The 12,388-nt window shown below is 50.2% G+C and carries 9 protein-coding genes; 6 read left to right on the top strand and 3 right to left on the bottom strand.

What is annotated here, in order from left to right; all coding sequences use genetic code 11:
* Positions 1-210 precede the first annotated feature (210 nt).
* Positions 211-1,458, top strand: a complete 1,248-nt coding sequence (locus EHW56_RS00680) for an FAD-binding oxidoreductase (RefSeq protein ID WP_077606264.1) — start codon at positions 211-213, stop codon at positions 1,456-1,458.
* A gap of 87 nt (positions 1,459-1,545) precedes the next feature.
* Here EHW56_RS00680 and EHW56_RS00685 read toward each other — a convergent pair whose 3' ends face one another.
* Positions 1,546-2,475, bottom strand: coding sequence for a DMT family transporter (locus tag EHW56_RS00685; protein WP_152795305.1), 930 nt, complete (start codon positions 2,473-2,475; stop codon positions 1,546-1,548).
* 90 nt (positions 2,476-2,565) lie between these two features.
* Between EHW56_RS00685 and EHW56_RS00690 the strand changes: the two genes are divergently transcribed.
* Positions 2,566-3,459 (top strand): LysR family transcriptional regulator, encoded by an 894-nt coding sequence (locus tag EHW56_RS00690; protein WP_152795303.1) that lies wholly within the window; start codon positions 2,566-2,568, stop codon positions 3,457-3,459.
* Between the two features lie 81 nt (positions 3,460-3,540).
* On the opposite strand, the gene EHW56_RS00695 is transcribed toward EHW56_RS00690, so the two are convergent.
* Both EHW56_RS00695 and EHW56_RS00700 read right to left on the bottom strand, forming a co-directional pair.
* Positions 3,541-6,633 carry an efflux RND transporter permease subunit gene (locus EHW56_RS00695; protein ID WP_152795301.1) on the bottom strand — a complete coding sequence of 1,031 codons (3,093 nt, stop codon included), beginning with the start codon at positions 6,631-6,633 and terminating at the stop codon, positions 3,541-3,543.
* 10 nt (positions 6,634-6,643) lie between these two features.
* Positions 6,644-7,678, bottom strand: coding sequence for an efflux RND transporter periplasmic adaptor subunit (locus tag EHW56_RS00700; RefSeq protein ID WP_227486467.1), 1,035 nt, complete (start codon positions 7,676-7,678; stop codon positions 6,644-6,646).
* A 292-nt stretch (positions 7,679-7,970) separates the two neighbouring features.
* Between EHW56_RS00700 and EHW56_RS00705 the strand changes: the two genes are divergently transcribed.
* The 4 genes from EHW56_RS00705 to EHW56_RS00720 all read left to right on the top strand — a co-directional run bounded on the left by EHW56_RS00705 (position 7,971) and on the right by EHW56_RS00720 (position 12,318).
* Positions 7,971-8,555, top strand: coding sequence for a nucleoside deaminase (locus EHW56_RS00705; RefSeq protein WP_152795297.1), 585 nt, complete (start codon positions 7,971-7,973; stop codon positions 8,553-8,555).
* Between the two features lie 12 nt (positions 8,556-8,567).
* Positions 8,568-9,008 carry an N-acetyltransferase gene (locus tag EHW56_RS00710; RefSeq protein ID WP_152795295.1) on the top strand — a complete coding sequence of 147 codons (441 nt, stop codon included), beginning with the start codon at positions 8,568-8,570 and terminating at the stop codon, positions 9,006-9,008.
* A 556-nt stretch (positions 9,009-9,564) separates the two neighbouring features.
* Entirely contained in the window at positions 9,565-10,077 is a 513-nt protein-coding gene (locus EHW56_RS00715) for a prolyl-tRNA synthetase associated domain-containing protein (protein ID WP_152795293.1), read from the top strand.
* Between the two features lie 153 nt (positions 10,078-10,230).
* Positions 10,231-12,318 carry a TonB-dependent siderophore receptor gene (locus EHW56_RS00720; protein WP_152795290.1) on the top strand — a complete coding sequence of 696 codons (2,088 nt, stop codon included), beginning with the start codon at positions 10,231-10,233 and terminating at the stop codon, positions 12,316-12,318.
* Positions 12,319-12,388: the final 70 nt, after the last annotated feature.

Here is a 12,388-nt window from a genome sequence, read left to right on the forward strand (position 1 = left end):
AGAACAATGAATTGTTTCATTGACAAAGACTTATTTGCTTGAGCTCGTCTGACAGGGGCGGGGGTGGTCGAAAAAGTGTGAGATTGATTGTTAAATACCTCTACCTGCATTGGTTAAAAGCTTGTAACTTATGAGCAAAAAGCACATAACGTCATAATGACAAGCAAAGTACAATAAAAACATAATTTCAAGTTATTCAGGGAGTGAAGTATGGCAAAGCGGGTAGTGGTATTAGGTGCAGGCATGGTAGGTGTCTCTGTGGCATGGCACCTTTTAAAGCGCGGGTATGAGGTCATCGTGGTCGATAGGGTAAGCCCCGGACAAGAAACCTCATTTGGTAATGCCGGGATTATTCAGCGAGAGGCGGTTAGACCCTACGCATTTCCTCGCGACCTTGCCACCTTATTGCGCGTATTGCCGAATCGCTCGGTCGATATTCGTTATCGTCCTACGAGCGTTATCCGAGCCGCCCATCCGTTATTACAATACTGGCATTATTCCAGTGAGAGTAAATACAAACAATTGGTGCCAGAGTACGCGGCGTTAATTATGCAGTCGTTAGACACTCATGAGGAAATGATTGCCTCCGCGAACGCAGCGTCCTTGATTCGTAAGGAAGGTTACCTCAAGCTTTTCCGCACGCAAAAAGCCTTAGATGATGAATGCACGCGTGCCGCCGCAGATCGTGCCAACTATGGCGTTGACTATGAGGTGCTAAACGCAGCACAGATCGCGGCGATGGAGCCAAATTTAACGACTTCGCTGGCGGGCGCGATCCACTGGAAACAACCTTGGACAGTCACTGACCCAGGCGCTTTGGTCAAGGCCTATGCTGACGATGTGATTGCTAAAGGCGGCGAGATTAAACGCGCGAACTTGCAGGCATTGAAACAAGCAGGCGAGCAGTGGGTTATCGAAACCGATGACGGTCAGTTACATGCTGACCAAGTCGTAATGGCAATGGGCCCTTGGTCCTCTTACTGGTTGCGTCAACAAGGTCTAGAAGTCCCTTTGTTTACCAAGCGTGGCTATCACATGCATTACCAATGCGATGAGAAAAAGCCACTTAATCACTGGATTATGGATGCGGAAGTGGGGTATTTGCTGGCACCTATGCGTGCAGGTATCCGCTTGACCACGGGCGCAGAGTTAACCGCCTTGGACGCCCCCACGGATCAAAGCCAGCTGCAAGCAGCAGAGCATGAAGCGAAGGCTTTATATCCTATTGGCGCGCGTATTGATGAAACGCCGTGGAAAGGTGGACGTCCGTGTATGCCGGACATGAAACCGGTGATAGGTGAGGCGCCGCAACGTAAAGGGTTATGGCTTGCCTTTGGTCACGGCCACCAAGGGTTTACGTTAGGGCCGGTCACCGGGAAATTATTAGGGCAAATGATGGATGGGGAGGCCACGGATGTGGATATGCAACCCTATCGTGTCACCCGATTCGGCGGGTAACCCTATGATGAGGCATGAGTTGCACGCGATGAAAACGCGTCACCGCGCGCGACCCATGATGCACTCAGAGGCATAATAGCGACACCGCTAAGCAGAGCGTGCAACGCGCCAGTGGCGTGGGTGAGGGAGGCGCGGCAGCAACAGTCCTGCGATTACAATGACAATGCCCACCACCTGAAGTTGGCTCACGGCTTGTCCCATCAAAAACGCGGTGAGTACCGCGAACACAGGCACAAAGTTAAAAAAGAGTGCTGCATTGGCAGAGCCGAGATGGCGCACGCCGTTGAGCCAGAGTAAGTAACCGGCGACGGTACCCAGCACACCGATATACAGGAGTTCGGAGACGGTCAGCGGACTTGCAGTCAAGACTTCGCCAAATGGATGAACCTTTGGGGTAAGTGCACACATGATGCCAATCACAGTCGCACCACTGAGCATGCCCAAAAACGTGTAGGGGATCACCGGCATCCAGCGGCCAATACCTTGGCTGAAGAAGGTGTACGCACTCCATGCAAACATGCCAGTGAAAATCATCTGATCGCCTTGGTTAAAGTTTAATTGGCTGAGCATCTGCCACTGCCCATTGGTGATCACCACGAGCACGCCCGATAAACTCACCACCAAGCTGAAAACTTGTCCCTTACGCGGCAATGCGCGAATCGCGATACAGGCGATAAGTGAAGTCACCAACGGGCTGAGCGCCATGATTAATGACCCATTGGTCGCTTGGGTATACTCGAGTCCGGTGAACAAACAGAGGTTAAGGCCGCCAATCCCCACAGCGCTGACGGTGGTTGCCCACAGCCATTGTTTAGCGCTGAGTGTAGGGATGCGGGTACGGGTGAGCTTGAGATAAAAGCCTAGACAAATCGCGGCGACGGCAAAGCGCCAAAAGACCAAGGTGAGCGCATTCACTACATTTAGCGCATCTTTACCTATTGGAAACGTGCTACCCCAAAAAAAGGCACATAAAATGAGAAGGGCAACGGCTTTCCACAGTGAAGCAGTAGTTGTCATAGCAAGACCTGACTTGTTGAGTGATGGGCGCTAGTGTATAAGTTTCAAAATATGAATAAACCGGCAATATCAGAACGGTAGATTCCAAATATGAAACCTAGCTATTCGTTAGACGATTTGCGCTGTTTTTGTACTGTGGCGCAGTTGGGGAGTTTTAAAGCCGCGGCGCAGCAGCTTGCCATGCCGCAATCCACCCTAAGTCGTCGTATTCGCCAGCTTGAACAAGATCTTGCTCTGCGTTTACTCAATCGTGATGCACATCGTATCTCGCTGACTCAAATTGGTCATCGCTACTTTGATCGTGCCGCAGGATTGTTCGATGAGTTGCAGGCACTCAATGATGATCTCGTCAGTGAGAAACATCACCCCCAAGGCAAAATTCGTATTAGCGCACCGATCAATGCCGGTAAGCAGTTTTTACGCCGCGTCTTTTTCGACTTTATGCGTGAGTACCCCGAGATTCAACTGGATCTTAACTTTTCCAATAGCTTGATAGATATTGAAGCGGAAGGCATGGATGTGGTGTTTCGGGTCGGGAATCCGGTAGTAGAAAACTGGATTGCACGGCCGCTCACCGATATTCACTTCATTCTGTGTGCCAGTCCTGACAGTGATTATCACGACGTGCGCTCACCCAATGATCTGAGTGGTCAGCCGGTGGTGATTTGTCATCCGATGACGGTTTGGGAGCTCACACACCATCAAACGGGGGAAGCGTTTGATTATCAAGCCACCACGGGCATACGTGCCGAAGTGGATGAAATTCAAATGTTAACCCATGCCGTGCAAGCCGGATTTGGCATCGGCTATATTCCTGATTATTCCGCGCTACCTTTGATAGAACAGGGCGAATTACAGCGCGTGTTGCCGCAATGGTGCAGTCGAGCGCGTACGCTATTTTTGCTCTATCGAGACCGAGAACAGGTGCCTTTGCGCGTTCGATTGCTGGTGGAATTCGTCCTCGCGCGTTTTACATCCTCTTAGCGCGTAATCAGGCATAAAAGGACTGATTTCCGATATAAAAGGGGCCACGTTTCAGTGGCCCCAATGGGTACGATTTACCATTTAATCACCATGATGCGTGTGCGCTGGCGACAACTCGGTGGATGCCGGCGTGATGGTTTTGGCCAAGAACAGATACATGGCAGGCACCACGAACAGGGTGAACAAGGTGCCCAATGTCATCCCACTGGCAATCACCAGCCCCATAGCAAAACGGGCGCCAGCGCCGGCGCCTGAGGCAATCAAGAGCGGGATCATGGCAAGCACCGTCGCTGCCGTGGTCATCAAGATAGGGCGTAAACGGATGGCGGTCGCTTCTTCAATCGCCTCACGTTTGGTCCGTCCTTCTTGCTGGAGCTGATTGGCGAACTCGACGATCAATATCCCGTGTTTAGCAATGAGACCAACGAGAGTGAGCAAGCCAACTTGAGTGTAAATGTTCAAGGTAGTAAACCCTAGGCTGATAAATATCAGCGCGCCACAGACACTCATTGGCACGGTGACCAAAATAATGATCGCGTTTTTAAACGACTCAAACTGCGCCGCTAAGATCAAGAAAATCACAATCAAAGCAAAGAAGAAGGTCACGACCAGTTGCTGGCCCTCGCTCATAAACTGACGTGACTGTCCGGCATAATCAACACTAAAGCCTGCTGGCAATTCTGTCGCCGCAATCTCTTCGAGCACACCCAGGGCTTCCCCTAAAGGCACGCCAGGGCGAGGTACACCGGAAATTTTCACCGCATTCAGCTGCTGAAAACCGCGTAATGCTTGAGGCTGCACACTTTCTTCTAAGGTCACTAACGTTGACAGTTGAACCAATTCGCCGTCTTGGTTGCGGGTATAAAACTGGCGCAATTGTTCCGGTGTGAGGCGTTCATTTCGCGCCACTTGGGGGATCACTCGATAAGAGCGGTTTTCCAGTGAAAAGCGTCCCGCATCCGCCCCGGATAACAATGAGCCCATATCCGCGGCGAGCTGTTGCATATCGACGCCCATCAAAGCCGCCTTTTCACGGTCGATCTTGACCGTTTGTTTGGGGCGGTCAATGCTCAAATCGGTATCGACAAAGATAAACCGCCCCGTTTGCATTGCTTTGCCCACGATATTGTTCGCCACTTCATTAATCGCTTCAAAGGGTTGTGTTGAGCCGATAATAAATTCAACCGGTGTGCCGCCGCCCGGAGACGGCAGTGAAGGGGGCACCAAGGCAAAGCTACTTAAGCTCGGTTGGCTGTCCATAAAGGGCTGAATTTCGTTTTCCAAGATCGCTTGAGTGCTGCGCTCTCGCTCATCCCATGGCGCAAGTACAATACCCGCGATTGCGTTATTGGTGCCGCCAGAGCCATTGATAATAAAGACGTTGTCGATTTCTGGTACATCGTCAATCAGACGGTTTAATTCATCGGTACTGGCAGACAACGCATCCAGCGTGGTTTGACTGTCGGCTTCGAGTATGGAGAACACAAACCCTTGGTCTTCGGCGGGCTCAAGCTCAGAAGGACTGGTGATAAACAAGAAATAGCAAGACACTAAAACAATCGCGCCAAACGTGAGGATCACCGCATTGGTATTCAACAAGCTATGGAGTGTGCGTTGGTAGCGATGATGCAATCGGTCAAACTGCTTATCCAGCCAATGCTCAAGGGAGCGTTCTTGGGTCGCTTTGTCCGCTTGATAGGGCTTGAGCACATAGGCACACATCATGGGCGAGAGCGTAAGCGCCACCACGCCGGATAAGATCACCGACGCGGCGAGGGTAAAGGCAAATTCAACAAACAACACCCCGGTTAAGCCACCGACAAAGCCGATGGGCAGGAACACCGCGACCAAGGTAGTCGACATGGTGATAATCGGCCACGCCAGCTCGCGCGCGCCTTCCAGGGCGGCTTGTGTTCGGCTTTTACCTTCTTCGATATGGCGGTGCACGTTTTCAAGCATGATAATCGCATCATCAACCACCACACCAATCGCCAGTACCATGGCAAGTAGTGTCAGTAGGTTGATGGAAAATCCTAACAGCCACATTAAAAAGAAGGTGCCGATGAGCGATACGGGGATCGCGACCGCAGGAATGACCACCGAACGTAACGACCCTAAAAAGCCATAAATCACAAAGACCACTATGGCTAAGGCGAGAATAATCGATATCACTACTTCATCAATGGCGTTATCAATATACTCGGTTGAATCATAGGCGATATACGCTGACAACCCTTGAGGTAATTGGGTGGTAATGTCGGCATCCCACACCTGATTCACCGCCTCAATTACATCCAGCGCATTGGCATCTGGCGAGACTTCGATGCCGATAAAGGTGGCATCGAGCCCGTTAAAGTTCACCGACGTTTGGTAACTTTCCGCGCCGAGCTCAACGGTCGCCACATCACTCAAACGCACAACAGATTGGCCATCACTGCTGATCACCAAATCTTCAAATTGTTTCACGTCATGAATGTCAGTGGCGGCGTTCAAATCAATCGCCACGTCTTGGCCTTTGGTGCGCCCTAGCGTCGCAAGCACATTATTGCTGCGCAGGGCGGTAATCACATCCGTACCGGTGAGATCGTACGCGGCCATTTTGACCGAGTCGAGCCAGATTCGCATGGCAAAACTACTGGCACCCAACACATCAGCACGCTGCACGCCGGGAATCGTCGACAGTTGTGGTTCGACCACCCGGACCAAGTAATCGGTAATTTGATTATCAGTAAGGACCTCAGAATAAAACGCAAGGTACATCGCTGCGACCGTTTCCCCCACCTGCAGGGTGACGACGGGCTCGCGGGCATCATCAGGGAGCTCCGAGCGCACCTTATTCACCTGAGCGGCAATTTGCGTGAGTGCTTCATTCGGGTCGTAATCAAGGCGTAAATAGGCCTCGATGGTGCTCACACCGGCAGTTGAAGTCGAGACTAAGTAATCAATCCCTTCTGAGGCAGCGATTTCACGCTCCAGCGGCGTGGTGATAAAGCCTTGAATCAGGTCGGCATCTGCACCGATATAAGTGGTAGAGACACTGACCACTGCATTTTTGATCTCGGGGAATTGCCGCACATTCATGTCGGTGATGGCGCGTAAGCCGAGCAAGATAATGAATAGGCTCACTACGGAGGCCAAGACGGGTTTCTTGATAAAGACGTCGGTAAATCGCATCGAATCGCTCCTATTGATTCACAACGTTGGGATCAAGATCTTCGCTCGGCTGAACACGCTCATTGTCACTGACCTTGATGTTGCTACCGTTACGGAGCTTTAGGAGGCCGGAGGTAACGATACGGTCACCGGGTTGAAGGCCGTCTTTAATCACAATCATGTCACCGCGGCGCGCGCCCGTTTGCACAAAGCGCTGTTGTACCGTCAATGCATCGTCTTGCTCTTGGATCACGAATACCGCGTTGCCATACGGATTAAATTGAATCGCGCTTTGTGGTGCCAGCAAGACATTTTGCGTTTCTTCACCTTGATCAAGGCTCACGCGTGCGAACATACCTGACCGTAAAACGGCATCTGGGTTATCAAAGGTGGCTTGAATGTCGACACTGCGACTCGATGGCGTCACAACCGGTGAAATTGCAGTCACTGTGCCGGCAAAGACCTCGTCAGGCTGTGCGCTAATCGTGGCAGAAACGGTTTGACCATTTTTCAGCGTGCTGAGTTGCTGCTCGGGTAGGGTAAAGTTTAGGTGAATCGGGGTCACCGACGTGAGTGTCGCAACCGCTGTCCCCGGGGACATTAATTGGCCAAGACTGACGTCTCTGATCCCAATGATGCCGTCGAAAGGCGCGGTTAATGACTTTTGCTCAATGCGCGCTTTTTGGCTGTCGACAGCGGCAATCGCTTGTTTGGCTTCACTTTCTTTACGTTTTAGCTCTGACTCGGAGATGTTTTTATCTCTAAATAGCCGCTGATAACGCCGCAGTTCAAGTTGTGCCAGTTCTGCCACGGACTCGAGTCGACGTAATTCTGCCTCATCAACGCTGGCATCTAGCGTGAGGAGCAATTGTCCCTTTTTCACCGATGTCGCGTTATCGAACATAATATCGTTGACAATGCCGCTTGCCTCGGTGGTTAGCTGGGTTTCATTAATGGCCGCAAAACTGCCAATAGTGGTCTGTTGTTCACGCCAAGGGTGGGTTGAGACTGTGGTGGCCGTCACGGTGACCGTAGGGGCAGGCATGTTGTCAAAGAATTGGTTCATAAAATGATTGCCTACTGCTTTGTAGGCAAAAATTCCCCCAAAAACGAGCCCACATGCGACTAACATAATAATCAAACGTTTTATCATAAAAATCCCTGAACAGAGTTGCTATCACCACCCTTGGCTAACAAGTACAGACGAAGGCGCAAAAGGTCGATTAAACCAATAACAAATATCGAACTGACCAATACAAACCTTATCACTGTTTGGTTCATTAATTGCGAGTAAATTGATGATCTTGTGGTATGACGCAGCTTAACGTTATCTGTCAGATGGAATAAGGAGAGAGCGGATGCTATTAAATGCAAACAGTACGGTGAACGAAGCGGCGCTGCGTGCCATGGCGCATATGCCAACGCGCAGTTTGCCGGTGCTGGTGGATAACAGCTTCAGCCAAAAACTAACGGATGCGGACTTGATGCGCATTGCGGTGCTGCTAGCCCAAAAAAGCGCTGAGGAAGGAGGATGCCCCATCGGCGCGGTGATTATTGACAATGAAACACGTCATATAGTGGGTAAAGGACACAACACCTTGGTGCAAGAAAATCATCCCTACAACCACGGTGAAACGGCCGCGATACGTGATGCCGGGCGAATCGACTTCAGCCAAACAACTTTGTTTACCAGTTTAAGCCCATGCGATGTGTGCGCGGCATTGATCGGCATGCGCGGTTTCTCTCGAGTGGTGGTAGGGGATATCACCAGTGCGAGCGGTAACGAGACGGCGCTGCAAGAGAAAGGGGTGACGGTTGATGTGCTGGAAGATCCGCAGGGCATTGCGCTGTATCAGCAATTTCGATCCGAGCACCCCGAACAAGAGTTAGAAGATTGGCAAGGTGTAAGTGCCGTTAAAGCACGTTTAGCCAAGCGTGGATAAGAGGAGAACGACATGGATGTTGCGATTGGTCCGACAACGGATGCGAATTACAGCCAAAAGCTGATCCAAGAGAATATGGCCCCTTACTATGAAGCGAGGAAAATCGCTTGGAATCCACAGATGTTTATGGAAAGTTGGCGAGTTTTTGATAATTATGAAATTCGCCATGAGCGAAAGCGTTGTGGCGTCATTCGCTTGAAGGCAGACGGTGAAACACTTTTTATCCGTGATTTACAGATTGAGCCGAGTGAGCAGCGGCAAGGGATCGGCCGCGAGGCAATCAATTGGGCGGTCGCCTATGCGCAAACGTCTGGCTATGCGCACTTAGCGTTGCGTGTTTTTGCAGAAAATCCAGCCGTTTCATTGTATCAAGCGCTGGGATTCGTCGAGACAGGGCGCAGCCGAGATGCGGTTCTAACGCTTTCGTTGCCGTTAACCGCAACGTCTGAATAACGAGCAAAGCGCCTGCGCATGTCGATAGAGATGACATGCTAGTCTTACGAAAGCATTTCATGCTCAAGTCAGCCGATATGCGCCACAAGCGAATGACTTAGTGGCGCAGATTGACGCGTATTTGGACAGTGCGGCTCAACGTGGTGAGTTACAAGCGCTCCGTGCACAGTACTTTCAGCCAGTTACCTCGCAGCCCCAGCATCAACCTAAGTCGGAGTAATGCGTTATCGCGTGCTACGCACAGAGGGTAGAGGGCGCTTGGACCAGCGTGTAGGCAGCTTGGTCGTCGCTAAGTGAGCGTGTAGCGTTTTAGCATGTCGATGATAGGTCACTTGACGACCCGAGTGAAAACTCACCTTGAGTACCATGTTTCTCTCCTTGTGATTAACGTTGCGATAAAGTTATATTTTTATTCTAAATAAGTGTATTTAATTATTCTTAAGTCACATAAGAAAGCCTAATAATGAATATGGGCTTGCTGGGCGTACGATAAAATTAACAGTCTGTGCCTGTAAGGGACGGATGGAGACGAACTAGCAAACTAATAAGGAAGATTATGACAGGGACGCCACCACTTTCAGGTCAACAGTCTGCGCTGCTTCAAAGCCTCAAAGCGCACGGTATTTCAGTAAAAATATACCGCCATCAGCCTATCTATACATGTGAACAAGCAGACGCGCTCGGTTTGCATACTGATGCAAACCCGACCAAGAACTTACTGTTGAAAGACAGAAAGGGTAAACAGTTTTTCTTGGTGGTGTTACCGGGCAAAGCTACCGTCAACTTAGCCGGATTGAGTGAAGCCTTGGGCACGTCTCGCCTATCGTTTGCGTCGTCGCAGCAACTCGACACCTATTTGCAGGCACAATCAGGTGCCGTATCGGTATTTGATGTAATGAACGATCCTGAGCATCGCGTCAGTTTGGTGATCGCGAATGCGATATGGCAGGTTCAAGCGGTGGAATGCCAGCCTTTTTGTCATGATCAAACTTGGGTCATAGCCACGCAAGATCTCGCCCGCTGGTTACGCGCTATAGGCCGAGATTATCAAACAGTGGATCATCAATAAGCTGATGAAAATTAGCGTCCTTGTAACATAATCCATACAAGTCTGGCCAAGAAATGTGCAATCAGTTGCGTACAGGTGAAAACAAATAGAAATGAGACTGGTTATCGTTTATTTTCCGGTGCGTTCAAATAATCGTTAGCTACAGGAAGTCTCATGTTGAAAAAACACCCCCTTGCCGTTTTTGTGGCTGTCGCGCTGTCACCCCTAGCCAGTGCAGCTGCAACTAACTCGACAGAACCGGTTGATGAAGTCTATGTGGTTGAAGGCCATCAGGCTCGTTTCAACGCCAATAGCAATGAAACAGCGATGCGCATGGATGTTAGCCAACTAGAAACAGCGGGCCAAGTGGCTGTGATGGATCAAACGCTGATTCAAGAGCAAAACGCCACGACACTAGGAGATGTGTTGGTAAATGACGCCAGCATTGGTGTAGGTGGTACGGACCGCAATCGTGAGATTTTCATGCTACGCGGCTTTGAACTTGATACCGGAACAGGCTACCTGCGTAATGGCCAGCAGCAATGGTCTTATTATCGTCATCCTGTTGAGCTGATGGAACGCGTTGAGGTATTAAAAGGACCCGCAGGTTTGCTCTATGGCAAGTCCGCACCGGGTGGTTTGGTGAATATGGTCACTAAACGTCCAACAGCAGCGTTCCAAGCGTCAATCAGCCAGAAAGTCGGTACTAACGATTATCAACATACGGTCGCCGATGCATCGGGTTCTCTCAACGAGAGCGGCACCTTACGTGGTCGGGTGGTGCTATCGAAGCAAAGCGAGGGCTCATCACGTCGCTATTTAGATGGCAGTGAACCTGAGCTCGACCGTCAAATTGCAGGCTTGATGCTAGATTATGACATCACTCCCGATACCCAGCTTTCTCTTCATTATGATCGTGTGATTGATGACAGTAGCAGCGATAACGGCGCCAACATTATCAATGGTAAACCGCAACTGGGTAGCCAATTTATCTGGGAAGCGCCTTGGTCGTTCATGGACATTGATGTCGAGAACTACGGAGTCGATATTGTCAGCCAATTAACGCCGGATTGGAAAGTCAAAGCAGGTTACAATCGCCAAGACTACAAACGTCATTACCACGAAGGATTTGGACAGCGTGAAACCTATGACGCCAATACCCAATCGTTCAAATACTTTGCCATGGACCGTCACGACAATTGGGTACTGGATACGGCTTATATTGATGTCACCGGTGCATTTCAGTTCGGGAATATCGATCACCAAGTGCTGATTGGTTCCAATGCGCTGCGTAATGACTATGTCGGTCAGCGTGTGATGGAGAAAAACCAAACCGCCGTGATTGGTGGTGCGTATCCGGAGCCGGACATCCATTATGGCACAGCAACTCCGCGTGATCCTGATCCTACTGATTCAATTGGCTTTTATGCGCAAGACTTAATGACATTGAATCCACAATGGCAGCTGCTTGCAGGACTTCGCTATGACCGCGAGGATAACGAGACGGACACGTATTATAACGTGCTGCCTAAAGCCGCGGTGATGTATCATCCGTCACCGGAACAAACGCTTTACGTGACCTATTCCGAGAGCTTTGAACCGAAAAACCCGGTGGATAGTGATACCGATATCAATGACGGCATGGCGCTAAAACCGGTAAAAGGTAAGCTGTACGAATTCGGCTATAAACAAGCGTTATTGAACGACCAAGCGTTATTCAGTGCCGCCTTGTTCCAAATTGAACAAGAAAACAAAGTGGTCAAAGAGGCGATCACCGGACAAGGCAGTCTCACTTCACGCACTACGCAATTAGGTAAACAAACGCATAAAGGGGTTGAAGTCAGCCTTGCCGGTCAAGTGACTGATCGTTGGTCTGTGCATAGCTCAGCGACGTATTTAGATGCACGTATCGAAGACCCATTCAACCCGGCGAACGATGGCAAACAGCCTGCTGAGACACCAGAGTGGGGCGCCAGCATTTGGTCACGTTATGATGTCGATAACCAAACCTATGTGAACGTGGGTGCGCGTTATGTCGGTGATCGTTATGGCGATATGAAAAACACTTATCATAAGCCAGGTTACACCACAGTGAATGCAGGTGTGGGCCATACTATCAAAGCCGGTGAACAAACGGACTTGAAACTGAGTGTGAATGTTGAAAACCTCTTCAACGAAAGCTATCTCGCCGGTGGTGTACAAAATAAAACCACGTTGGGCGAAGAGCGCAAAGTTGTGCTTGGCGCGTCATTGCACTTTTAACCCGACGGAACATTAATCACAAGGCTCAGCATTGCTGGGCCTTTTTGCGTTCTCGCCACCATATCGACTT

It is taken from the genome of Salinivibrio sp. VGrn1, assembly GCF_009377995.1.
GTDB classification, from domain to species: domain Bacteria; phylum Pseudomonadota; class Gammaproteobacteria; order Enterobacterales; family Vibrionaceae; genus Salinivibrio; species Salinivibrio siamensis.